This is a genomic window from Lactobacillus sp. ESL0785, assembly GCF_029395455.1.
Lineage (GTDB): Bacteria > Bacillota > Bacilli > Lactobacillales > Lactobacillaceae > Lactobacillus.
Map to the genome: position 1 here is coordinate 20400 of NZ_CP113916.1, position 23736 is coordinate 44135.

At 32.8% G+C, this 23736-nt stretch carries 23 protein-coding genes and 1 tRNA gene; 20 read left to right on the plus strand and 4 right to left on the minus strand.

All coding sequences use genetic code 11. The annotated features are described in order from the left end of the window. Position 1 precedes the first annotated feature (1 nt). From OZY43_RS00095 to OZY43_RS00105, 3 genes are all read left to right on the plus strand, one after another. Entirely contained in the window at positions 2 to 1069 is a 1068-nt protein-coding gene (locus OZY43_RS00095) for an ABC transporter ATP-binding protein (protein ID WP_277164814.1), read from the plus strand. Continuing rightward, positions 1062 to 1994 carry an ATP-binding cassette domain-containing protein gene (locus OZY43_RS00100; protein ID WP_277164816.1) on the plus strand — a complete coding sequence of 311 codons (933 nt, stop codon included), beginning with the start codon at positions 1062 to 1064 and terminating at the stop codon, positions 1992 to 1994. Before OZY43_RS00095 ends, OZY43_RS00100 begins: the two co-directional genes overlap by 8 nt. Before the next feature lie 125 nt (positions 1995 to 2119). Then, positions 2120 to 2192 (plus strand) — tRNA-Thr (locus tag OZY43_RS00105). 662 nt (positions 2193 to 2854) lie between these two features. Here OZY43_RS00105 and OZY43_RS00110 read toward each other — a convergent pair. Genes OZY43_RS00110 through OZY43_RS00120 form a run of 3 tightly spaced genes read right to left on the minus strand, consistent with a single transcriptional unit; the run spans position 2855 to position 5549 of the window. Further along, on the minus strand, positions 2855 to 3385 hold the full coding sequence (locus OZY43_RS00110) for a GNAT family N-acetyltransferase (protein ID WP_277164818.1): 531 nt from the start codon (positions 3383 to 3385) through the stop codon (positions 2855 to 2857). Positions 3386 to 3399: 14 nt separating this feature from the next. Next, positions 3400 to 4134: a DUF4811 domain-containing protein gene (locus OZY43_RS00115; protein ID WP_277164820.1), complete on the minus strand. Its 735-nt coding sequence runs from the start codon at positions 4132 to 4134 to the stop codon at positions 3400 to 3402. Further along, positions 4131 to 5549, minus strand: coding sequence for an MDR family MFS transporter (locus tag OZY43_RS00120; RefSeq protein WP_277141793.1), 1419 nt, complete (start codon positions 5547 to 5549; stop codon positions 4131 to 4133). The genes OZY43_RS00115 and OZY43_RS00120 overlap by 4 nt, the downstream gene beginning before the upstream one ends. A gap of 254 nt (positions 5550 to 5803) precedes the next feature. Here OZY43_RS00120 and OZY43_RS00125 point away from each other — a divergent pair, with 254 nt between their 5' ends. The 10 genes from OZY43_RS00125 to OZY43_RS00170 all read left to right on the plus strand — a co-directional run bounded on the left by OZY43_RS00125 (position 5804) and on the right by OZY43_RS00170 (position 14948). Then, positions 5804 to 6238, plus strand: coding sequence for a MerR family transcriptional regulator (locus OZY43_RS00125; RefSeq protein ID WP_277140985.1), 435 nt, complete (start codon positions 5804 to 5806; stop codon positions 6236 to 6238). An 11-nt stretch (positions 6239 to 6249) separates the two neighbouring features. Beyond that, the gene (locus OZY43_RS00130) at positions 6250 to 7056 is read left to right on the plus strand and encodes a TMEM175 family protein (protein WP_277164822.1); all 807 of its coding nucleotides are present in this window, start codon (positions 6250 to 6252) and stop codon (positions 7054 to 7056) included. 517 nt (positions 7057 to 7573) lie between these two features. Beyond that, the gene (locus OZY43_RS00135) at positions 7574 to 8428 is read left to right on the plus strand and encodes a matrixin family metalloprotease (RefSeq protein WP_277164824.1); all 855 of its coding nucleotides are present in this window, start codon (positions 7574 to 7576) and stop codon (positions 8426 to 8428) included. 476 nt (positions 8429 to 8904) lie between these two features. Further along, positions 8905 to 9075 (plus strand): hypothetical protein, encoded by a 171-nt coding sequence (locus tag OZY43_RS00140; protein ID WP_277164826.1) that lies wholly within the window; start codon positions 8905 to 8907, stop codon positions 9073 to 9075. A 107-nt stretch (positions 9076 to 9182) separates the two neighbouring features. After that, positions 9183 to 9416, plus strand: a complete 234-nt coding sequence (locus OZY43_RS00145) for a helix-turn-helix transcriptional regulator (protein WP_277166404.1) — start codon at positions 9183 to 9185, stop codon at positions 9414 to 9416. A 540-nt stretch (positions 9417 to 9956) separates the two neighbouring features. Then, a complete protein-coding gene (locus tag OZY43_RS00150; protein ID WP_277164828.1) occupies positions 9957 to 10829 on the plus strand; it encodes an ATP-binding cassette domain-containing protein in 873 nt (290 codons plus the stop codon). A gap of 4 nt (positions 10830 to 10833) precedes the next feature. Then, positions 10834 to 12309, plus strand: a complete 1476-nt coding sequence (locus OZY43_RS00155; RefSeq protein WP_277164830.1) for a hypothetical protein — start codon at positions 10834 to 10836, stop codon at positions 12307 to 12309. A 189-nt stretch (positions 12310 to 12498) separates the two neighbouring features. After that, entirely contained in the window at positions 12499 to 12738 is a 240-nt protein-coding gene (locus OZY43_RS00160) for a hypothetical protein (protein ID WP_277164831.1), read from the plus strand. Positions 12739 to 12843: 105 nt separating this feature from the next. Continuing rightward, the gene (locus tag OZY43_RS00165) at positions 12844 to 13431 is read left to right on the plus strand and encodes a DUF6287 domain-containing protein (protein ID WP_277164833.1); all 588 of its coding nucleotides are present in this window, start codon (positions 12844 to 12846) and stop codon (positions 13429 to 13431) included. 710 nt (positions 13432 to 14141) lie between these two features. Next, on the plus strand, positions 14142 to 14948 hold the full coding sequence (locus OZY43_RS00170; protein WP_277164835.1) for a hypothetical protein: 807 nt from the start codon (positions 14142 to 14144) through the stop codon (positions 14946 to 14948). Between the two features lie 238 nt (positions 14949 to 15186). Here the strand turns inward: OZY43_RS00170 and OZY43_RS00175 are convergent, their stop codons facing one another. Further along, positions 15187 to 16203 (minus strand): LacI family DNA-binding transcriptional regulator, encoded by a 1017-nt coding sequence (locus tag OZY43_RS00175; protein WP_277164837.1) that lies wholly within the window; start codon positions 16201 to 16203, stop codon positions 15187 to 15189. Positions 16204 to 16414: 211 nt separating this feature from the next. On the opposite strand from OZY43_RS00175, the gene OZY43_RS00180 reads away from it, so the two are divergent. From OZY43_RS00180 to OZY43_RS00210, 7 genes are all read left to right on the plus strand, one after another. Continuing rightward, positions 16415 to 17704, plus strand: coding sequence for a gluconate:proton symporter (locus OZY43_RS00180; RefSeq protein ID WP_277166405.1), 1290 nt, complete (start codon positions 16415 to 16417; stop codon positions 17702 to 17704). Between the two features lie 23 nt (positions 17705 to 17727). Continuing rightward, the gene (locus tag OZY43_RS00185; protein WP_277164839.1) at positions 17728 to 18690 is read left to right on the plus strand and encodes a sugar kinase; all 963 of its coding nucleotides are present in this window, start codon (positions 17728 to 17730) and stop codon (positions 18688 to 18690) included. Then, complete coding sequence (locus OZY43_RS00190; RefSeq protein ID WP_277164841.1) at positions 18687 to 19316, plus strand: orotidine 5'-phosphate decarboxylase / HUMPS family protein; 630 nt, start codon at positions 18687 to 18689, stop codon at positions 19314 to 19316. Before OZY43_RS00185 ends, OZY43_RS00190 begins: the two co-directional genes overlap by 4 nt. Further along, the gene (gene hxlB / locus OZY43_RS00195) at positions 19306 to 19863 is read left to right on the plus strand and encodes a 6-phospho-3-hexuloisomerase (protein ID WP_277164843.1); all 558 of its coding nucleotides are present in this window, start codon (positions 19306 to 19308) and stop codon (positions 19861 to 19863) included. The genes OZY43_RS00190 and hxlB overlap by 11 nt, the downstream gene beginning before the upstream one ends. A gap of 11 nt (positions 19864 to 19874) precedes the next feature. Further along, positions 19875 to 20528: a bifunctional 2-keto-4-hydroxyglutarate aldolase/2-keto-3-deoxy-6-phosphogluconate aldolase gene (locus OZY43_RS00200; RefSeq protein WP_277164845.1), complete on the plus strand. Its 654-nt coding sequence runs from the start codon at positions 19875 to 19877 to the stop codon at positions 20526 to 20528. Positions 20529 to 20534: 6 nt separating this feature from the next. Further along, positions 20535 to 21293, plus strand: a complete 759-nt coding sequence (locus OZY43_RS00205) for a TIM barrel protein (protein WP_277164847.1) — start codon at positions 20535 to 20537, stop codon at positions 21291 to 21293. A gap of 420 nt (positions 21294 to 21713) precedes the next feature. Next, positions 21714 to 23735: a BglG family transcription antiterminator gene (locus OZY43_RS00210; RefSeq protein WP_277164849.1), complete on the plus strand. Its 2022-nt coding sequence runs from the start codon at positions 21714 to 21716 to the stop codon at positions 23733 to 23735. Position 23736: the final 1 nt, after the last annotated feature.

The following is a 23736-nucleotide window of genomic DNA, read 5'->3' on the forward strand; positions in this document are numbered from 1 at the left end:
AATGCCAAAAAAAGATAACATATTGGAAGTTAAAAACTTAAAGATTAATTTCAAAACCTTCGCTGGAACTGTACAGGCTATTCGCGACATTAGCTTTGATTTAAAAAAAGGTGAGACTTTAGCAATTGTCGGAGAATCCGGTTCAGGCAAATCGGTAACTACGCGTAGTATTATGGGTTTGCTAGCACAAAATGCAGAAATTAAATCGGGAGAGATTTTGTTTAAGGGTCAAGATTTACTAAAAGAATCTACCAAAGAAATGGACCATCATCGTGGTAATGACATTGCAATGATTTTTCAGGATCCAATGACATCCTTAGATCCGACGATGAATATTGGTAAGCAAGTGGCGGAGCCATTGTTAATCCATAATAAAATTTCTAAGGATCAGGCGCTTAAACGAGCACAAGAAGTATTAGAATTAGTCGGTATTCCTAATGCCCAAAAGCGAATGAAGGACTTTCCGCATCAATTTTCGGGTGGACAAAGGCAACGAATTGTCATTGCTACTGCAATCGTCAATAATCCGGAAATTCTGATTGCTGACGAACCGACGACGGCTTTGGATGTAACAGTTCAGGCGCAGATTATTGATTTGATGCGTAATTTACAAAAGAAGTTGGGCACTTCAATTATTTTTATTACTCATGATTTGGGTGTTGTTGCAGGAATTGCTGACAGAGTTGCTGTTATGTACGCTGGTAAACTTGTAGAAATTGGAACAGTTGATGAGATTTTCTATGATCCTAAGCATCCTTATACATGGGGGTTGTTAAGTTCAATGCCAACTTTAGATAAAAAAGTTACTAAACTGGCTTCAATTCCGGGGACACCGCCGGATTTACTTGATCCGCCAAAAGGTGATGCTTTTGCACCTCGTAATCCGTATGCAATGAATATTGATCTAGAGGCGCAACCGCCGTTTTTTAAAGTGAGTGATACTCACTATGCTGCAACATGGTTATTACATCCAGATGCACCACACATCGAGCCACCGAAGGCAATTGCCAAGAGAGCCGAGAAATATCAAGACTTAATTAATGCTGGAAAGGGAGATTACAATGAGTGAACGAAAGAAAATTGTTCAGGTGCAACACCTTAAGCAGTATTTTAATCAGGGTAAGGCTGATGAAGTAAAAGCAGTTGATGATGTTAGCTTTGATATTTATGAGGGTGAAACCTTTGGTCTAGTTGGTGAATCTGGTTCAGGTAAAAGCACAACTGGCCGCAGTATAATTCGCTTGTACAATCCGACTGCTGGTAAAGTTCTTTATAATGGCCGTGATATTAGTCGCATTAAAAACCGTAGTAAGGAAATGCTACAATTTAGACAAGACGTACAGATGATTTTTCAGGATCCATATGCTTCACTTGATCCCAGAATGAAGGTTAAGGATATTATTGCTGAGGGGTTAGATATCCATGGCTTAGTAAAAAGTGAAGCTGAACGTGATGAGCGGGTCAAAAAGTTATTGAAAATTGTTGGGCTAAATCCTGATCATTCTACACGTTATCCGCATGAATTTTCAGGTGGGCAAAGGCAGCGAATTGGGATTGCACGTGCATTAGCAGTTAATCCCAAGTTTATCATTGCTGATGAACCAATTTCTGCCTTGGATGTTTCAATTCAGGCACAAGTAGTTAATTTATTAAAAGATATTCAGAAAAAAGGCAACTTAACTTATTTGTTTATTGCCCATGATCTGTCAATGGTTAAGTATATTAGTGACAGAATTGCAGTAATGCATCATGGACATTTATTGGAACTGGGGGATGCAGATGTTGTCTACAACCAGCCAATTCATCCGTATACCAAGAGTCTTCTGTCAGCTGTACCAGTACCGGATCCTGAGATTGAACGCAGTAGGAAGCGGCTAAACTATGATGACAGCATAGAGAATTATTCTCAGGGTCGTGAGTTGCGCGAGGTAACACCAGGCCACTTTGTTTACTGTACGACTGACGAGTTGAAGCAATATCAAAGTAAAATTTAACTAATTACACGTTAAGTAAAGTACTTAGCGTGTTTTTTTGTTTTTAGAAGTTAAAAATATTTAGAAAAAGCTTGCATAATTTTTGTTAATATGGTTAAATTAATATCGTTGTCGAGTAAGACAATGCTGACTTAGCTCAGTTGGCAGAGCACGTCATTAGTAATGATGAGGTCGGAGGTTCGAATCCTCTAGTCAGCATTTTTTAATGTAGTTTTTTAGAATTAACCTTGATTTATCAATGTTTAGCGCAGGTAAGTTGAGGTTATTTTTTATTAGTAAAAGTTATTTTGGCACTAAAAATGGAACCAAGGGATTAACTTGGTTCCAAGAGTAGTTTTTTGGGTTAGGATATATGTTGATATGGCGGGCTTTATGCCCGCTTTTTTTGGTTCCAATAAAAAAGCGATCTATTGGGATCGCCACCGCGCGTTGTAAGCAGTCAACTTACAGGTACGTATTTTTCACTGGAAACGTGTAAACTCATCATACGCTAATTATAACATGCTAGAACATTAAAGATTATCGTTTATGTGCATTAGGCTATCCAATTGTTCAAAAAACATGAATGATATGCTAAAAAATATTTGTGAGTGGTAGTAATAAACACCAAAAGTTAACATTAAAGTTAGCGTATTGGCAACACGCAAGACTGTTAAATCTTTATGAAAACTTTACGTGTACAAGCTCTGTCTCCTTTCCAAGATAACAGTTACTGCCCTCAAAACTTTGGTTACTGAGAGTTTTAATATTAAACTTTTAAGGGATCAAGAGATAGAGCATAATAAAACCCCGAATTACTTAATTTCGGGGTTTCATTAGTATTATTTCTAGCAATTTTTTATTAACTAAAGTATGAACAATTATTTGTTTTTTAATGACTTTTCGTAAACAAAGTAAATATCGTCATTTGTTTCGTGAGGACTAGACATTTCTCCTACTTTCACGAATCCTAACTTTTCAAAAACGTGTTGCATTGGTAGATTATTTTCATTAGTGTCTGCGCGAATGCTTTCAAATGGTGGGTGAGCATTACTAAGAAAACCGATTACTTGTTCTAAGATTTTAGTAGCGTATCCTTTACCGCTATGATCTGAATGGATAGCTATTCGGTGAATAGAAACGTATTGCTCAGTATCCTGTAGCCATTTACCAGTAAAAGAATCGTAAGCATGATCGGGTGCAGAAACAATTGAGATCACACCAACGTTTTGATTAGTATCTGATTGTATTAAAAAGGCTGAACCTATAGCAATATCTTTTGTCACATCAATAGCAGATGGGTAGTTGTCCTGCCATTGATTTACGCCAAGTTTAGCTAATTGGCTTTTTCCGTCATTTAAAAAGTCCATCACTAAATCAAGATCTTGCTGTTTAGCTTGTTGTAGTTTCATAAAGGTCCCCTTGTTTAATGAACTAATTTTTGAATTAATTGACGTTGAAATTTTTGTCCATATTGTTTAGCAAGTCTAGCTTGTTTGGTCTTATTAGTGGCTAAAGAATGATCTGTTTTCATTGCTTGTGCTAATTTTTGTTGGACAAATTTCTTAGCCTGCTCTTTGGTTTTAGCCTTAGCAGCAGGTGTTTTCATTTTGCCCATTTTTTGTTGCAATTTTTTAACTTGATCAGTAGACAAGTGCAACCAGCTTTTCGGTAAATAGAAGGTGTTGGTTCGTTTAACAAGCTTACCGTTTAATTCAGACCAGCCAAACCAAAACTTAGTCATTTTTGAATTGAATTGCCAACGCGTCTCCGTTGTTTTTAAAATGCCATTGTCGCCATCATGAAATTTAAGGCGATTATTTTTAACCGTATACTCATTAGCTTGGGTATGACTAGGCTTTTTTTGATTTAAAGTCTTTTTATAGACTTGGACAGTTTCTTTCCCATCAGTCCCAATTTCCTTGTATAACATTAAGTTTAGACCATTTTTTGAACTGGCTGGGTAAATTTGAGTGACTTCTGTATGTGTTGCTTGATGCATACCAAAATGGCTGTAGCTGTTTAATGTCATAAATATTAGAGATAAGCCAAACACAATTACAGAAAGGGCAGTTCCAATGTAACGAATAGCTGGCTTATTGGTATAAACAAAGAAAATGAATAATGCTAGTACACTAACAATTAATGTAACTAAAATCATTTGGTAGCACCACCTTTACTTACTTGCGAGTTATCTTTTACCAAAAAGGCTAAAATTAATCCAATTACTGAGAAAACAAGAGAGAATAAGAACGCTGCTTGATAACCAGATAAAGTTGCATTAATGTATGCGTGCTTATAAGCAAACGGTGCAGCTTTTAATAAACTTTTGGCAGGTGCATGATTATTTGTAACGTTTGTCAATAAAGTAACCATAATTGCCGAACCAATTGATGAGGCAATCTGACGAACGGTGTTGTTAGAAGCAGTTCCATCAGCAATTAAGGAATCTGGTAATGAATTCATTCCTGCAGTTGTGACAGGCATCATTACCATTGCCACACCGAACATTCTAGCTGCTTGTAATAAAATAATATAAATAACGGGTGTGTCTGCTGTCAGGAATAAAAATGGAATCGTAGCAAACGTAATAATAGTTAATCCGGTAATTGATAAACGTTTTGCTCCATGAGCATCAAAAGCTTTACCAGTTATAGGGTTCATAATTGCGTATCCCAATGCTCCAGGTAACAATACTAAACCTGATTGCAGTGGGGTCATACCATGACCAATTTGAAGGTATAGTGGCAAAACAACAGAGGCACCTAAATTAGCTAGCATTGTAATTGATGCCAGGATTGTTGACAGAGAAAAGGCAGGCGTCTTGAAAACCTTTAACTGTAAAAATGGCTTAGGAATAACTAATTGTCGCCAAACAAATAATGCAATAGCTACAAAACCAATAATCAAGGTACTTATGACAACAGTTGAAGTCCAACCCTTATCACCAGCTGCAGAAAAACCGTAAAGCAGTGAAGCGAAGCCGATTGTTGATAAGGCAACTGATAACCAATCAAGGGTCTGTTTAGAAGTTTTCATGACAGGTGTCATAAACAAAACAGATAATATGATTACTACAATAATGATTGGGATCATTAAACCAAATAAGGCGCGCCAAGACATATTATCAAGAATCCAGCCTGACAATGTTGGTCCTAGAGCAGGTGCAAGACCAACAACGATTCCAACCATGCCAAGTGCAGAACCACGCTTTTCAGGTGGAAAAATCGATAGCATAATGGTTTGTAAAAGTGGCATTGTAATCCCGACACCAATGGCTTGGATAATTCTTCCGATAAGAATAACGGCAAAATTGGGTGCATAGTAAGCTAAAACTGTTCCCCCAAGAAAAATCCCCATTGCTCCTGTATATAACCACTTAGTGTTAATAGTTGTTGCTAAATAAGCTGATAGCGGCATCATAATACCATTAACTACTAAAAAGCTTGTGGTTAACCACTGAGCAGTAGAAGTTGATATGTTAAAGGTAGACATCAGTTTAGGTAGGGCATTAGATAATAAAGTCTGATTTAATACCGTACAAAATGTTCCGACAAGTAAAACAATTAACATCATTGTTCTATTGAGTGAACTACCTTTTTTAATATTTGACGACAAAGAAAACTCCTTCTTTCAAAATGGAATAATTATTTAGTCAATTAAACTGTTGTAAAATTGACAGCATCTAATATAACTTATCTGTCAATTTATGTAAAATATGTGACATTAGAAGATGATTATTTGACATTGAAACCAAATGATTATAGAATTTTTATAAATATGATATTGGAATTTTTAATTATTAATGAAGAATAAAAATAGGTAAGGCTATGGCGCAAAGATTATTTCTAGGAGATACAATTAAGTCAGATAATGTTTATTTAGGTATTAGTGATGTTGCGCGAGCTTGTAAAGTCAACGCACGTCAAATTCGTTATTGGATTAAGATGGGCTATATTGACACAGTTAATGTTGAAAACGGTGCAATAAAATTGCCGTACAGTGAATTGATTCATGCACGGTTAATTAAGCATTTTTTGGATGAAGGATATACGTTATCAGCTGCAGCCAAAAAGATGAAAGAGAATATTGGGTTAGCTCGTGCATATCGAAAGATTTTAACTGAAGGAGTTAAAAAAGTTTCTACTGATAAAAATAAGACTATTTTTGATTTTGGCTCTTTGAAAGAAAATCCGGATAAACATGTTTATGGTGTTGAGACTGAAAATGGTATTGAATTTACATTAGATAAAGAGCTTTTGTAAAGGAGCATATTATGCTGTCACATAGTATGAAGAAGCGCTTTGATACATTTGTTGATGCTATTTTGGCTATTGTTATTACAATTATGGCGCTTGAATTACCACAGATAAATAGTAAGAATTATGCATTAAACAATGTATTGGTTGCTGTTTTAGTTTATTTTGTTAGTTTTTGTTTTGTCGGCAGTATTTGGTATCAGTTAGCACGTACATCTGATGAAGTTAAGCAAATTAGCAAAAAAATTATGCTGTTAGAGCTGATGATGGTCTTTATCATTTCGTTGATTCCTAATTTAACGATGGCGATGGTTGCTAATGCAACCAAATATACGGTTATGCTTTACGGAATGACTCTGTTAATTGTAGAAAGTTTAATGCGAATAGTTAGTTTTTCGACATTGAAAAAACGTTATTCTAATACTGCAGATTTTATTCGCTCATATTTAGATATTCTAGGTTCATTTACACATGGTACTTTTTTATTAAATATAGTTTTACTGATTTTAGGCTGGTTTTATCCCAAAATTGCGATGGGATTTTATTTGTTGATCCCAGTACGTTCATTTTTGACAATTGATAATGAACGAGTAGAGAATCAGTTGATAACACGAATGAGTTATAGTGAGCGCAAAATATTTGATAAATTATCAATAAAACAGAAACGTAAATTAATTAAGTTAATGCGTTCATATCGAATTAAACCAGCAGCAATTACTGTTAAGAATCTTAAGACAAAAAAATGGCAGGCTTTTGTTAAGTCTGTCAGTAATGAATTGAATTTAGATTCTAATGAAATAGAAAATTGGTTTCTACAAAAATAATATAGCTTAAGTAAAAAATTTAATTGCCACAAAAAATGACACTTGATCTCAATGATAATACCATGCCATCATCAATATAACACAGGCTAATGTTATAGGGCTCTATGCTTCTAGTCAGCATTTTTTAATGCAGTTTTTTAGAATTAACCTTGATTTATCAACGTTTAGCACAGGTAAGTTGAGGTTATTTTTTATTAGTAAAAATTATTTTGGTTCCAAGAATAGTTTTTAGGGTTAGGATATATGTTGATATGGCGGGCTTTATGCCCGCTTTTTTTGGTGCCAGAAGGTATCATTTTTAATTTTGGGGCATATAAATATTACGACCCCCAGTCAATCAATAATCAGTAATCAAATTAATACGAGCTGTGGTTTAAATATTATCAACTAATGGATAACTGATAACCGATTTAATAGTAAACCCAAAATATTATTTGTTAGTAATTAATGTTACACTAGGTAATGATTTCTTTGAGTTAGTATTTTATAATGAATACAGCAGAAAGAAGAAACAATCATGAAAACTAGAAAATCTTTATTAACACTTATAACTGCTATGGCTTTAATTATGTCAACAACAGACACTATAATTGCTCAACCTACGCAAATAGAAGCTAAAGTTATTAAGCAAAAAATTCATAAGAGTAAAAAGTCAAAACGAATAGCACGTAAATATAAGAAAAAGCATCATAAAAAAGCTAATAATAAAGTTAAAAGCAATATAAACTTTGATATACCTGATGACTTTGATATTCACCACAATTTACCTTACCAAAAAGCAATTTCAAATTATGATGTACCAAAAATCACTAAATTTACTAAATCAGATTTAGCAAACTATCATCTTGAAGGCTTCAGATACGCAAAAACAACAATCACATATAACATCAATAGTAATTTTTCAAGTCACGATCGTGATTTAGTTAAACAAACTATTAATGATATTAATAAATTAGGTATTGTTAATCTTGTGTATCAAAGTAAAGAACCAACAATTACAATTTCTAATACTAATCAATCAAATAGTAATGATGCAGATCAAACAGGCTATTGTGAAACCCCAAGTGAATCTTATATTGGTAATAAACGTCAATATGTATTTAAAAATAATCTAAGTGCAGTATTAACTCAAACTGGTGATAATAATATTTACATATTAACTAGCAAAATAAAGCAAGATGCTACTAATTATGATTTAGCAGTAAAAGCAACAATAGCACATGAAATAGGTCATGCTCTTGGCTTAGATCACACAGCAAGTAGTACAAATAGTACAATGGCACCTTATTCAGGTATAGGTTATAATAATCAAAATACCAATTACATTACAACAGATTATATCAACAGTTTGGCCACACTGTATCAAAATTAACTTTATCAATAGCAACAACTAAAATTATTTAGTTGTTGCTATTTTTTTAGCTACTTAAAATATTTAATTTTTTTCATGATTAATCTAATCAAGTATTTCAGGTATCATTATTAAATTCAATTTAACTAAAAAATAACATAATATCAACCTCATCTTTTATATTTTACTAAAATTCACATCTGAATTTATAATATTATTGCTAGAAAGCATTCATAAAAATAAATTAAAAAATAGTTATAAACAAGCAAAAACACCAATGACTTAGCTAAAACTAACTTATTATCATTTGCACCAACGCTCTTAACACTATCACACTTTAAATTACATTTTATAATTTTAATTACATAATATAAATTTCAAAAGATCCCCCTAAAAACAAAAAACACTTTATTAATTTAATATAACAAATGATTTTTTACTCAAAATTTGTTATCACGTATATAACAAAATTAAATAAAACAAGAAAGGACACTTCTATGTCAACAAAGAAAACTCAATTATTAGAATACAGCTTTACAACTGAAGATATTATCAATCAAGCTACTAACTTCTTAGTTAATATTCAACCGAGAATTGCAATAACAATCAAAAATTATCAAGATGATGAAATACTCGCACTGCTTAATTATATTTTTTATGACGCCTAAAGTAATCGGCTTTAGGAGACTAACTACTAGTCAAGCTTTATAATTGGCGTAGTATCAGGGATACTCGTCAATGTTATTTCTAATTTGATTATTGATCATCTTAAGAAATAGCAATTAATAGGGGCAAGCGTGATCTTGAATTCGCTAAAGAAGTTGCTCAAGATAATATAAATTTTGAAGTCGCGGTTCAAGTGAGAGATCTACGAGATAGTTTGGGTCTAGCACAAATAAAATTTGCTAAATTGGTAAATAAGCTGCAATCAACTATTGCGCGAATCGAGAGTGGTTCAATGAATGCTTCAACAAAATTATTGAGCGAAATTGCTCAGGCTACTAAGTAAAAGGTAAAAATCAAATTTATGCCTGCATAAGTTGTTGAATGTTTAGTAGACTACATAAAATGTTTGTTAAAATAGTTTGGTGATAATATCAAATTATAGGGATTAATAGACTTAAATAAAGTAATCTTAACTAGTTGAATAGTTAAGATTATTTTTTTGTTAGTAAAAGTTATTTTTGGTTTTTAAAATTAGGTTATCCGGTAAAAAGTATGAATGATATGCTAAAAAACATTTGTGATCAAGTCGAAATAGCTAGTAACGGTTTAAATATTAGCATGTATACTTGTCCGGCACACGGTAGACACAATAGCAACGAAATTAGGCAATACTCCAGAAATGTTTTATCCGTGGGCAGCAAGTCGTATGGGGCACACGGTTAAAATGTTTATGAAAACCTATGTGTATGTTGATGAGGATAGGAATATTGAAATGTCAGATTTGGTTATGAATAGGAATTGAATAGAATTTATTAATTAAAAAATATAGATATTAAAAGGTAGTATAATATTTTTTATCCAGTTAATAAAAGGGAAGTTTGTTATGCAATTAAAAGTAGTTAATTTATCATTGAGTCTGAATTCAAACTTAATCTTGAATAACTTGAATTTTACAATAAAATCTGGTGGACTGATTGGGTTAATTGGTCCTAATGGTGCTGGTAAGTCGACTTTACTTAAAGTTATCGCCACTATTATTAAACCGGATAGTGGGAAGATTATGCTTGATGGTGTAAATATCGTTAAGGAACCGAAAAAGATGCGGCAATTAATTGGTTACATGCCGCAAAAAGTTCCATTTTATTCTCATTTAACAGCAAAGGAATATTTACAATATATTGCAGCATTGAAGAATCTACCACAAAAAGAGAGTGTAGCTCAGATTGATTCTTTGTTGATGAAATTTCAGTTGGCAAATGTAGGTAAACAAAAATTAGCAAGTTTTTCTGGAGGTATGATTCAAAGAGTTGGACTGATAGCAGCTCTTTTGGGTGATCCAAAAATTATTGTAGTTGATGAACCAACAGCTGGGCTTGATCCAATTGAGCGTGTGATTCTTCGGAATACTTTGGCTGAACTTGCTGTAAACCGAATAGTTTTATTATCAACGCACATTATTTCTGATATTGAAGCAATTGCTAATGATTTAATTGTTTTACAATCAGGGACTATTAAATACCAAGGAACTGCGTCAGATTTGATTGCTAAAGCACAAAATTTGGTTTGGGAATATGTTCTGCCTAGTGGAACAAACATCAGTAACTTAACAAATGTAAGCTCACTTATTCAAGGCTCTGATGGCCTTCATGTGCGTGTTATTCAAAAAAATACTCCTAATAGTGCTGCTAAATTGGTTGTTCCTAGTTTAGAAGATGCAAGTTTAGCTTTGATTGAAAGTTGTGATCAGAATGCTTAGAATTATGCAGGCTGATTTTAAAGAACGAATGCGGCGTTGGAGTTATTGGATATTAGTACTGCTGGCTCTGTTTATGGGTGTGATCGGCTCGCCTAATCGTAACAGTAGTTTTAGTGTATTTACGATTGATCCTAAAATTTATCGACAGGCAAGTAATCCAACTTGGATACCAATCAGTGTTTGCCTGGTTCTGGGGTTATTTTTACCGATAATTGAATACATTTATTTGAAAAACATGCTTACAGTTGACCAGGAAAATGGTGCGGCAGAGTTAATGTCTTCTATTCAGTTCTCTAAGGTTAAATATATTTTAGGCAAATTATTATCTGCATGTTTATTAATGTTTAGTCTACTTATATTTATTGCAATTGGTTCTTTTGCGATGATTTTGCTACGTTTTCCGGGGCAGAGACTTAGCTGGCAACAATTCTTAATGCCATTTTTACTAATGATTCCTGGAATAGTTTTGATTGCCATCTTAGCGATCTTTAGTGAAACTGTTTCTTTTTTACGCGGGACTTTAGGAACAATTTTAATTAGTGTCTTAATATTAATAAGTTATATTTGGGGAACAACCGATCCTACTAATTTTATTGCTAGAATTGGTAATTTTTCTGGTAATGTTTACCTAATAGAAACAATACGTAAAGCCTGTATTGCTGCAAGTGGCAAATCTTTTGGCAGTTTAGGTGTGTTATCAAGCACGATAAAAAGTACGGGAACTAGAAATTTAATTTTTCCAGCAATTTCATTTTCAAAACAAAATGTAGCAGTATTCATCTGTCAACTACTATTGCTTTTGATATTCTTTCTAATGACTGTAATATTTTTTACGCCGCATTATTATAAAAATAAAGTTAAAAAGTCAGCTGCTTCTTATAAAAAAGCAAAACAGCCAGTTTCGAATAAAGCAATCAGCCCTTGCCCACTATTAAAATTATCTTTTATTAATTTATGGCGGCCAATGTCTTATTGGGTTAAATGGGGAATATTGATTTTATGGTTGATCGCGCTAGGTTCTGATCGACAAACATGTGTACAATTTTTATTACCATTAATTTTGCTAGTAGCATTGCCATTCTTGAGCAATATAGGTGTTCAGGGGCAAAAAATGGGCATGAATGTGTGGCTAAAGACTATTAATAACAGTCGTAGAAAGCAAGCACTTTTCGAATGTTTAGCCGGATTTTTTAGTACGTTGCTCTTGCTATTTCCGATTATTATTAAATCTGGGAAAGGGGCATTTTTGTTAATAAGCTTTACGTTTTTTCTAGTATTGTTTGCATGGCTTTTGGGAAAAATGACTGGAGACAATCGTTTGTTTGTCTTTTTTATGGTTATTTTTTGGTTTATTTATCTAAATGGTGCAACTTTATTTTTACCAATTTTGGGTAGAAACATTTTGCTAGTAGGATTAATTTATTTCATGGCAGCATTAGGTATAGCTTGCTTACAAAGAATCATGTTAAAAGATAGATAGAAGATAAAATTAAATTATATTTTGGATAAATTTGGTTTTTGATAAAAAATCGAAATACTTATGGTGTTAAATGACTTAAATAAAATAAGCTTAACAAAATGATAGTTAAGCTTATTTTTTGTTTTAATGAACTATTTTCATAATTATTGTTAAAAGGGTTGAGTTTGCTAAGATAATAGTCTTTTGATCATGCTCCAGCTAATAAAAAACATTTGTGATCGGGTAAGAACAGATAGTAACGGTTTAAATATCAGCATGTATACTTGTCGGCACACGGTAGCAACTAAGTTAAGCAATACTCCAGGAATGTCCTATCCTTGGGCCGCAAGTCGCATGGGTTATATGGTTAAAATGTTTATGAAAACGTATGTCCATGTTGATGAAGATAGAAATATTGAAATGTCAGATTTGGTTGTGAATGAGAGTTAAATGTAATTTATTGATTGGCAGGCTTTGAACTATCTTTTTTGTTAATGGGGTAAAATAAATTAAAGTAATGAATTAATTCATTACTTTAATTTATAGGAGACTAATATGAAAAAGTATAAATTAATAAAATTATTTTTTTGCTTAGTAACGTGTGTAGAAATGTTTAGTGATGCTTACCAAGTTAGAGCTGACTCTAGTATTCAGTCGTATGCAACTAAAGAAACTAGAAAAATAAGTAAAAAGCCAATAATGAATTTTTCTCAAATAAAAAAAGGCAATTATACTAGCTTATTAGGTAAGTGGAAAGAAGTTGGTGCTATGCACAATGCTTATGATGGTAAAGGGATAACTTGGTATAAATTAAATCCTAAATACTTGTTTAAGTTGAAAATTACGAAACATAAAATAAGGGAATTTATTCAGAAAACTAGAATTGAAACCTTCCATGGCAAATATATATTTGTTAAGAATAATAAAAAAACGAAGCTAAAGTTTTATAAGAAGAACAATGTATTGTCAGCTAGTGCAGATGTCGGTGCAATTAATTATGCTGTTACTTTTTATCCTAAGAATGTACCAATTTATGATGATAAATATCATAGAAAACAGCCTAAAGCAATTGATGATAAAAAAGATCGTATTGAGTTCTGGTGTAGTAATATGGGCTCAGTACAAGTGTTCCAACGTAATTAGTAACCACAATTAGTGTCACATGATTTAATTAATAGGTTCTGTAAATTTTGTTATAACAACAGTTGGAGTAGTAAGACTACATGTTTCTAGCGTTAAATGACTTAAATAAAATAATCTTAACTAGTTGAATAGTTAAGAATAATTTTTAGGATTAGGATATATGTTGATATAGCGGGCTTTATGTCCGCCTTTTTGGCTTCAAAAAAAGCGATCCATTGGGATTGCCACCGCGCGTTGTAAGTAGTCAACTTACAGGTACGTCTTTTTACACTGAAAACGTGTCAACTCTTCATCCGCAAATTATAGCATGCTAGAATATTATGCACGTTTTTTTTCGCTTTTGTGTTAGCGCTTTACACAGAGGAAATAAAGAGGTAAAATTAGCAAGCTTTAATATTACTCAAGTTTTTAATAAATACTAATAGTATTATATAAAATATTAATAACAAAGAACATCTTTTTCAAATTTCTAGACTGATGCTAAGGCAATATTTAAAGCAGACACTGTTGGAAAATCTGAACGCGTAGCAGATGATAATAAATATTAAAATTTGGAATAAGTAAAATGATTAGAAGTAAGTTGGAGCAATCATTTTTAAGTGGGAAGTTGGAATGCTAATAATATGATAATAAGCAATTTTTTATTAATTGCATTTGCAATAATCTCGTCTTTATCCAGAGGGATAATCTCAGTAATTGATCGTTATCAGATGGGATACCGCCATCAAAGTTCAATTAACGTGAATTTTTTGAATAATCTTTGCAGTACAGCACTAGTAACCGTATTTTTAATTGGCTTGTTGAATAAGTTTCCCGCACCCAAAATAACGGGAAGTTATGTTAGCAGAATTATTATTTACGGTTTATTAGCGCAGCTAGTTGCGTATGGTTACAGCTATGTTTTTAAAAGAGTAACGATAATGCAATCAATTGTTTTAAGTAAAATGACTGATTTGTTTATTCCCTTAGCTATCTTTTTAACCATGGGTTATTTTAACAAGTCGTCATACTTAATCTCAATTGTATCCACAGTTATTGTAGTTTGTTACATTATTTTTAAGCAGAGACACAGTCAGATGAATGTGGCAACTTTGTTAAAAATATTTATGGTTATTGGTCCGCTGTTGATTGTACAAGCAGCTCTGTCACCACTATTAACTAAAGGAGTTATTAGACTAGTTGATCTAGTATACTTTACGATTGCTACAATTTATATTCGTTGTATCATCACAATTATTACTTTTTGGGTTAAACATCATGGTTTGAAAATTAAGGGTGTGAAGATTAACAAACAAATCTTTTGGATTTATGGTGCCCGTGCGGTTTTGACAATATTGGCACAAGCAACGTATACATTAGCAACGTCATCACCTAATTCGGGAATTGCGTGGATTTTTCTCAATATGACTAATTTGTATAGCGTGATTTTTGGGAGTGTTGCATTAAAAGAAAAAATCCATATTTCTGATATACTGCTAATTATTTGTATTTTTGGGTTAGCATTAATATCCAAATAATTAAATTATTGGATTGTGATATAAGCTATGGTGATTACAAAAGTGGATACACTGTTTTATAGTTAAAGCTTGATAGGGATATTTTTCCAAGCTTGAATAAATATAAGTGTAAAGAAAAAGAAGCCTTGTTGGTATCAGGACTTTTTAACATGACGGTGACTTATTAATGGTTAAACTAATAACCGCTAGTTCGTTAGGCTAGAGTGGTTATTTTTTTCTTGTGATTACTTAATAATCATTAAAAATTTGCAGGTATTATTAGTGGCTTGATTATTTGCTCATTGTCAGTACCTTTTGCAGATAGTTTATTTAATAGTATTTCAGCGGCACTTGCACCCATTAAGTATGGTTGCTGAGATATTAGTTTTGAACCTGGAAAAAGGGCTTTTCCTGTTTTTGTATCAACAAATCCAGTAACGGTGACATACTTATTATCTAAATAGCCTTTTGCGTATAAGCTAGGCATAAACTCAAGTAACCACCGCTCTTTAAGACCAAATATTAACGTTTTTTTCTTATTTTTCCTTTGATTTTGCAGAAATGACTCAATTTGCTTTTCAATTGCTGAATAATTGTATTCTTCTTCATCAATTTCAAGTGGAAAGATATGCTTTTCATCAATTAGTGAGCAAATACCTTTATAACGATCTTTACGAGTTGACGCAATACTAATTTTTGAAGATAAAACCAGAATATCAGTATAGCCTAGTTGTAGAAAATAGGAGGTAGCGCGTTTTGAAACAGCAAAATTATTGGTTAAAACCTGTGGCCATCTAGTAGTTGGCAGCTGTCTATCTAAAATTACAGTGGGAATATCGTGAACTATCTCTTTTTCAATAATGTCTAAATTACTACTTAAAGGTTGAAATAATAGCCCATCAAAATACTTGCTACTAACAGTAGTTACTAGATCGGTTTCTTGTGCTTGATCTGCATTAGTATCTAATAAAAATGCTTGATAACCTTTAACTTTAAGAATATTTGAGGCCCCTTTAAACATTTCAGTAGAGAAGTAATCGTCGATATTTGCAACCACTACTGCAATCATTCTACTTTGATTTGTGACCATTTGCCTTGCTGCTGCGTTAGGGATATAATTTAATAATTTTATTGCGCGCTTAATGGCCTGTGCCTTAATTGGCGAAAGTCGCCCAGAAGATTTTCCATTTAAATAACGTGATACAGAAGCTACAGAAACGTTGGCTAAGCTTGCAACGTCTTTAATTGTGGCTTTTTTGTGTTGTGTTCTTTTCAATATAATCAATCTTTTCTGATTCTTTATAAGTTTATTTATTACTTTTATCAGTTTACTACTTATTATAAAAAATATTAATTTATTTATTCGAAACCGCTTGCAAAAATGCAAATTACGATTTATATTTATAGGGTAATCGATTACCTCATAGGAAATAAAATTATAAATTAAATAAGCTTATGTGAATTATGAGATTAGAAGGAGAATAATGATGAGTTCTACGATAATAGCGATACTGCTTTTAGTAACGTTTGCTTTATTTATTGCTTACATCTTAAAGGGCGGGAACCTAATGATTGGGTTCTTCGTTATGGCTATCTTGTGGTGCATTATTGGTTTAGTACCGTTCAATGAAGCAATACAAAAAGTATTTGCGGAACCAGCATTGAATTATGGACCAACGATTATCTATATTGTTTTTGGTTCTTGGTTTGGTCGCGTTTTGGTAGATAGTGGGATTGCGCCTGCAATTTCAGAGGCAACTAAGTCGATTGGTAAAAAGAAACCATTACTAGCTGCTATTTTAGTAATTTTGGTTACGGCATTTATCTTTGTTAGTGCATACGGTGTAGGGTCCGTAATTGCAATTGGAGTAATTTTATTGCCGATTCTATTGTCGGTGGGTTTGCCAAGGGATTTGGCACTAGCTGCTTTTTCGATGGCAATTGGTGCACCAATGTATATTAATGTTGTTTTATATAACCAAATGAAAGCTTTTTTCCCTAAAGCTTTGTATAACAACAAATATCTTACTTTTGGGATCTGTGCTGCTGTAGTTCAGTTAATAGCTGTCATTTTGTTTTTAATTGTAAATCACAAGAAAATTGATCCTAGTCAAGCAGACAAAAACTTGGAATTGATTGGTGCAGAGAATACAGAAATAAAAATTTCTAAGGTTCCAAAAATTGCATATATTATTCCGATTATCCCAGTTGCAATGAACATGTTATTCAAATGGGATGCTGTGCCAGCACTGACACTTGCTAGTTTAATAGCTGTTTTTATTACTGGTCAATTTAAAAATTATAAGAAGGGAATCGATTTCCTTAATGACACAATTAAACATGCAATCAGTGATATTGCTGGATTGATTATGTTTTTGATGGCCTTAGAATTCTTCACTGGTGCAGCTACGATTAATGCAGAAAAGTTTCGACCAGTTTTAGCAGCATTGCTGCCTCATCAGCACTTAGTTTTATGTATTGCATTAGGTGTTTTGGCTCCACTTGCATTGTTTAGAGGGCCACTGCATGTCTGGGGTGCCGGAGCTGCAACTGCTGCTGTTTTGGTAGGAACTGGATTGTTTAATGATGCGTTCTTATTACCTTTGTTGTATGTTCCAACGTTAATGGCTGTTTCAGTTGATATTACACAGTCATGGAATGTTTGGGGACTAGATTATATGAAAGTAGATTCAAAAGGCTTTTTGAAATATGGCGTTCCTGTAATGTGGATAGTTTCCATTATCAATGAAGTTCTTGTCTTTTACTTTTTCGGCTAATTAATTTAAGAAAGGAAAAAATCATGTCAGAAGTAATTACTATTGGGGAACCACTAGTTACATTTTGTTCAAAGGAACCTGATGTTTCACTAGATGATGCCCTTGAATTTCACAAAATCCTTGCAGGAGCTGAACTGAATGTGGCTATTGGTGTAAAACGTTTAGGACACTCAGTAGAGTATGTTACCAGAGTTGGTGAAGACCCATTAGGTAAGTATGTGCAAAAGGCAATTGCTGCTCATAAAGTAGGAACTAAGTATGTAAGCTATGATGACACATACTTTACAGGGCACCAATTAAAACAACTAGTAACTCATGGAGACCCATTTGTTTTTAACTACCGTAAGGATTCAGCTGCTTGCCATTTACAAGCTGAACAGCTTGATGATATAGATTTGTCTGATGTTAAAATTGCGCATATGTCAGGAATATTCCCAGCAATTTCAGATACTGCAGAACATACTTTTAGAGTGTTTTATCAAAAATTGATTGCAGCTAAAAAATTGATTACTTTTGATCCAAATTTGCGTCCACCATTATGGAAGAGTAAAGACTATATGATAAAGACGATCAATGAGTTAGCTGGAATGGCTGACATTGTTCTACCTGGCATTAATGAAGGCAAAATTCTGATGGGTTCAGATGATCCTGAAGCAATTGCTGATTTTTACCTTAAAGGTGAAAGAACTCATACTGTTATGGTAAAACTTGGAGCTGAAGGAGTCTTTGTCAAGAATGATAAAAATGAAAAGTATGTCGTTTCTGGATTTAAAGCAGACAAAGTTATGGATACTGTAGGTGCTGGTGATGGTTTTGCTTTAGGACTGATTACAGCACTCCTTGAAGGTAAAAGCATGAAAACAGCTGCAATACGTGGGAATGCTGTAGGTTGTATGCAAGTGCAAACCTTGGGTGATAACGACGGTTATCCTACTCCAGAAAAATTAGCAGCCTTTTATCAAAAAGAGGGAGTTTCTGAGGAATGAAATTGCAGGTTGCAATTGATCGTATAAAGTTAGACGAAGCAGTAGCTTTAGCTAATGAGTTAGATGGAATTGCTGATGTAATTGAGTTTGGAACTTCTTTAGTTAAGGACTATGGCTTTTATGCAATTGCTGAAGAAAAAATTAAATTACGAAGAAGTTTGCTTTTGTTAGACACAAAAACTAACGATGAAGGATTTTATGAATTTAAACAAGGCTATGCTACAGGAGCCGACATTTTGACTGTCATGGGTTATGCTAGCAGGTCAACTTTGGATAATGTTTATGAGGTATCACAAAGGAAACGTAAAAAAGTGTTAATTGACTTGATGGGTCTTGGCAAGGGAGATATTGCAAGAATAGCATGTTATCCGGATGCAATATTCAATTTGCATAATTCGTATGATGAAAAAGATAACATTGAGCTTACAGCTCAAGTAGCAAATTTTAAAAATAGATTTCCTGAAATTGCAAATATAGCAGTTGCTGGGAAAATAAATTTAAATGTGGCACAAGCTTTGTCAGAGCAAGGATTAACCAATATAGTGATTGTTGGAAGTAAAATCATCCAAGATCATGATCCTGTAAAAATGGCCAAGAAATTTCAAGAGGTATTGCATGATGGCTAAGACTAACGAATTAATTGCTAAGGTTTTAGAAGAAATTACCACGGTTTTACATAAAATTGATGAGCAACAAATTGCACAATTTACAGAGCTAATTGCTCATAGTAAGCGGATATTTGTCTTAGGCACTGGTAGATCAGGATTGGTTGCCAAGAGCTTCGCTATGAGATTAATGCAGCTCGGTTATACAGTTTATGTGATAGGTGAGACGATAACCCCCGCTGTGGAATCTGGTGATTTGTTAGTTTCAGTTTCTGGCTCAGGTAAGACAGCCAATATACTTGACCTTAGTACTAAAGCAAGATCAATAGGTGCAAAGGTAGCTGCCGTTACGAGCGATTCTCAATCACCAATAACTAAAGTCACTGATACATTTTTAATCGTACCTGGTGCAACTAAAAATGGTAATGGTATAAAGTCTGTTCAGCTATTAAGTACCCTATTTGACCAAGGTGTTCAAATAATTTTGGATGTAGTATGTTCAAAGTTAAGTCTAGAAAACAATGTGTCTAATTTGGAAGCAAAAGAAAGACACAGCAATATGGAATAGAGGAAAAAATAATGCTAATAAAGTTCGATTTGATTAAAAAAGTAAAAAGAGCGGGCGTTGTAGCTGTTGTTCGAGGGAAAGATGAGAACAATTCTTTTGAAACAGCTAAGGCTTGTATAGCTGGAAAAATAACAGCAATTGAATTGGCATTTACGTCACCCAACGCTGATATAACAATAAAGAGATTACATGATGACTACAAAAACAATCAGGATGTAATTATTGGTGCAGGAACGGTTTTAGATGCGCAGACTGCAAGAATGGCAATCGTTGCTGGTGCTGACTTTATTGTTAGTCCATCTTTTAATGAAGAAACTGCAAAGTTATGTAATTTGTATTCAATTCCTTATATGCCAGGATGTTTTAGTCCAACAGAGATTCAGACAGCGTTGTCTTATGGTGCTGATGTAATAAAGATTTTTCCGTCATCAATTGTGGGTAAAAATATTATCAAAGAAATTCACGGGCCATTTCCAAATGTTAATATTATGCCGACCGGAGGTATCTCACTAGAAAATATGAACGAGTGGTTTGAAGTTGGTGCTTTTGTTGTTGGTGTTGGCGGTAGTTTAGTCGGTCCAGGAAGTAAGGAAGATTATCAGACTGTAACTGAAAATGCTAAAAGATTTCATGAAAAATATCTTGATATTGTAAATAAGGAGTGATAAAAAATGACATTAATAATTAACACACTTGTTTTTGAAAAAGAAATTCAAACTGGTAATAAGCAAATTAGTTTAGTTGACAGAATCGCTGACTTGGGTGCTGATGGGATAGAACTACGGCGAGAATATTTTAAAAATCCAGACCAAGAAATTAACGAAATAGGTTCAGCAATTAAGGAAAAAGGGCTGCTCTTAAACTATAGCGTTCCAGATACTATTTTTGATGAAAAGGGTAACTTTAATTCGAAGTTAGCAAATTATTATCAAGAAGCTAAAAAGCTTGGTGCGCAAAAGATAAAGTTTAGTACGGGTAACTTTTATAAATATCATGGTGACTTAGTAAGTGATTTATCCACTTTACCGCTCGCTGAGATTCAAACTACTGTTGAAAATGATCAAACAGTTATTAGCGGCAATCCAGATACTGTTTTTGACTTTTTAACAGCTGCTAGAAAAGCTGGGTTTAACTCTATTGGTGCTACTTTTGACTTGGGAAACCTTGCTTTTATGGGTTTTGATCCAAATTTAGCAGCTAAGAAGTTATCTCCTTATGTTGCCTATATTCACTTGAAGAATCCAATGCTGACTTCTGAAGGTGTAATGCAAAATACAGAATCATTAGATAGAGGAATGTATAATTGGCGTTCAGTTATGCACTACTTACCTAATGATGTACAGTGTGCTTTTGAATTTGCAATGTCAAATGATGATATAATTAAAGATGAAATGAAAAAGTTTCATGAATACTTTGATAATTTGAGATAGATAATTGAGGTGCCAATTTTATGGTTAGCGTTATGGAGAATTACATTGTATTCAATGCAGTATTAGGAAATTTTTTAGACTGAATTATTAAATCATATTTACCATTTGATTTTTGTTAAATGGTTAATGCAGGCAATTTGAGCCACCATATTTTGTTTCGAATATGGCGGCTCTTTTAATTTGTAATAATCAATTAAATGATTTTGGATATGAGCTTTATTTCTTAATATGCTTTGCAAAAGAGCAAATTATTTTTAAAAATCTGTTGGTGGTCTTTTTTTGATTGCCAAAAATCATTAATTTTGCTTGTAAATTTTGGGTACAGTTTATTAAAATTCGGTATGCTAAATTGGGCTTAAAGCTTGCTTTGTAAACATTGTAAACGCTTATAATTAAAAATGGATGGAGGTGAGAAAGGATTTGAATACAAAGGATAAGAATATTTTATTAAGAATTATTCAGGAAGGAAGTATTACTTCTCAAAGTTTACAAAAGGATTTTGCTTTAACAAAAGGTCAGGTTGAATATCGAATTGCCAAAATAAATGAAGAATTGGTATTGAAGAGGTTACCGAAAATTCGGCGTATCAAACAAAAATATTATGTAGATAAGGAGACAGCTTCTTATTTTCTAAATGATGATAAAAGGGACGTCTATTTTAGTCCAGAAGAAAGACGCAATATCATTATCACTTTGATTTTAGGTAGAGATAGTCCAGTTTCACTGATTGATTTAATTATTAATTTGAAAGTAAGTAAAAATACTGTTCTAACGGATATTAATTCGTTACGAAAAGAATTACAAACTGAAAATCTTAATATTAAAAACACTAGAAAATTGGGCTATTTTATTGCAGGCAATGAATGGACCAAACGAATTAGATTGCAGCAAGCTGTTAACCAAATTTGTACAACGTTTAAATTTAAAAGTGATGCAGTGACAAGTTTTATTAATTTTGAAAATTTAAGTCAGGTTCAACAAGACGTATCAGAAATTGAGCAAGCCCTGAATAAGCGCTATACAGATGAGAATTTTATTTCCTTAACATTTTATCTGTCTTTAATTTTAAAAAGAATAAAAAGAGGCCAAACAATTAAGAATGCTCAAATTGGTAAAGATGAAGATATTGAACAGACAGATGAATATCAATTTCTGATAAATAATAAAACTGTATTTTCAAATATCCCTAAATATGAACTGCACTTTATTGCACTATGCATTTTGAGCTCAAATGTTAGTGACCAAATAAGTTCGACAGATTCATATATCAGTCCAGAATTAAAAAATACTCTGTGGCAGTTTATTTATAGTTTTGAACAAAATTCATTTATTGTATTACCAAATAAGGATGAATTAATCCAAAAACTTTTTAATCACTTTAGACCTGCATATTTCCGGATAAAGTATGGTTTTCCAACTTACAACCCGTTATATAAAGAAATCATTGAAAAATATTCGTCTTTACATGAAATTGTTAGACAATCAGTAACACCAATTAACCAATTTTTTGGCCACGAAATTTCGAACGAAGAGATAGCCTATATCACTTTATTCGTTGGTGGACATGTAGTGGAAAACAATCTGGATACAACTAATAACAAGATTATGACAGCAATAACTATCTGTCCTAATGGAATTTCTGCTTCTAAAATTTTGCAGGCTACTTTAGAAAAAACTTTTCCTGAATTTAGTTTTTATCCAGCTTGCACGGTAAGAGAATATAAAAATTTTATTCTACCTCATGATATTGTCTTTTCAACAGTACCGGTTGAATCAAAAAAGAAAGTATTTGTAATTAAAAACTTGATGGATGCCGATAATATTCAGAGTTTAAGAAACGCAGTGTTTAAGGAATTGTTTAACTTAAATTATCGCGATATTAACTATGAACAAATAATTAGTGTGGTCCAAAAATATTCAAAAGTTAGTGATGCTAAAGGATTAAAACGTGGTATCAAACAATTATTAGCTACCCCTAAGAGTAAGTTGAATAGTGGCGCTATTACAGTGAAGCCTACAATTATTTATCTAGAAAGAAAACAATCGTGGCAAACAATTATGCAATTAGTTTCTCAGCCTCTGCTTGAGCAAGAAATTGTCACATCAACATTTTTGCCCAAGCTAGAAGCCGAATATCAGAATCAACCTGAATATATATTGATTGGCAACAAAATAGCTCTTTTGCATCTTAATCCAAGTGACATTAAGCAAAAGCTAGGTTTAAGTATTTTAGTTTCAAAGTATCGAATTAAATATGCCAATAGTAAAATTAATTTAATAGCTTTATTAACTACTCCTAATAAAGCCGAGCATTTAAACCTTTTGTTTAAAGTCAAGCAGCTTTCAGAAGATAAAGAGTTAATTAAACAACTTAGTTATTCAAATTCACAAGAAGAAGTTAAACATGTTTTAGAAACATTTTTTGAGAAAGTAGATGAGTAAA

What these genes read in the sequence shown, in the direction of transcription:
- OZY43_RS00095 (WP_277164814.1), top strand. Translation starts at nt 2, where the DNA reads ATGCCAAAAAAAGATAACATATTGGAAGTTAAAAACTTAAAGATTAAT.
- OZY43_RS00100 (WP_277164816.1), top strand. Translation starts at nt 1,062, where the DNA reads ATGAGTGAACGAAAGAAAATTGTTCAGGTGCAACACCTTAAGCAGTAT.
- OZY43_RS00110 (WP_277164818.1), bottom strand. Translation starts at nt 3,385, where the DNA reads ATGAAACTACAACAAGCTAAACAGCAAGATCTTGATTTAGTGATGGAC.
- OZY43_RS00115 (WP_277164820.1), bottom strand. Translation starts at nt 4,134, where the DNA reads ATGATTTTAGTTACATTAATTGTTAGTGTACTAGCATTATTCATTTTC.
- OZY43_RS00120 (WP_277141793.1), bottom strand. Translation starts at nt 5,549, where the DNA reads ATGATGTTAATTGTTTTACTTGTCGGAACATTTTGTACGGTATTAAAT.
- OZY43_RS00125 (WP_277140985.1), top strand. Translation starts at nt 5,804, where the DNA reads ATGGCGCAAAGATTATTTCTAGGAGATACAATTAAGTCAGATAATGTT.
- OZY43_RS00130 (WP_277164822.1), top strand. Translation starts at nt 6,250, where the DNA reads ATGCTGTCACATAGTATGAAGAAGCGCTTTGATACATTTGTTGATGCT.
- OZY43_RS00135 (WP_277164824.1), top strand. Translation starts at nt 7,574, where the DNA reads ATGAAAACTAGAAAATCTTTATTAACACTTATAACTGCTATGGCTTTA.
- OZY43_RS00140 (WP_277164826.1), top strand. Translation starts at nt 8,905, where the DNA reads ATGTCAACAAAGAAAACTCAATTATTAGAATACAGCTTTACAACTGAA.
- OZY43_RS00150 (WP_277164828.1), top strand. Translation starts at nt 9,957, where the DNA reads ATGCAATTAAAAGTAGTTAATTTATCATTGAGTCTGAATTCAAACTTA.
- OZY43_RS00155 (WP_277164830.1), top strand. Translation starts at nt 10,834, where the DNA reads ATGCAGGCTGATTTTAAAGAACGAATGCGGCGTTGGAGTTATTGGATA.
- OZY43_RS00160 (WP_277164831.1), top strand. Translation starts at nt 12,499, where the DNA reads ATGCTCCAGCTAATAAAAAACATTTGTGATCGGGTAAGAACAGATAGT.
- OZY43_RS00165 (WP_277164833.1), top strand. Translation starts at nt 12,844, where the DNA reads ATGAAAAAGTATAAATTAATAAAATTATTTTTTTGCTTAGTAACGTGT.
- OZY43_RS00170 (WP_277164835.1), top strand. Translation starts at nt 14,142, where the DNA reads ATGGGATACCGCCATCAAAGTTCAATTAACGTGAATTTTTTGAATAAT.
- OZY43_RS00180 (WP_277166405.1), top strand. Translation starts at nt 16,415, where the DNA reads ATGAGTTCTACGATAATAGCGATACTGCTTTTAGTAACGTTTGCTTTA.
- OZY43_RS00185 (WP_277164839.1), top strand. Translation starts at nt 17,728, where the DNA reads ATGTCAGAAGTAATTACTATTGGGGAACCACTAGTTACATTTTGTTCA.
- OZY43_RS00190 (WP_277164841.1), top strand. Translation starts at nt 18,687, where the DNA reads ATGAAATTGCAGGTTGCAATTGATCGTATAAAGTTAGACGAAGCAGTA.
- hxlB (WP_277164843.1), top strand. Translation starts at nt 19,306, where the DNA reads ATGATGGCTAAGACTAACGAATTAATTGCTAAGGTTTTAGAAGAAATT.
- OZY43_RS00200 (WP_277164845.1), top strand. Translation starts at nt 19,875, where the DNA reads ATGCTAATAAAGTTCGATTTGATTAAAAAAGTAAAAAGAGCGGGCGTT.
- OZY43_RS00205 (WP_277164847.1), top strand. Translation starts at nt 20,535, where the DNA reads ATGACATTAATAATTAACACACTTGTTTTTGAAAAAGAAATTCAAACT.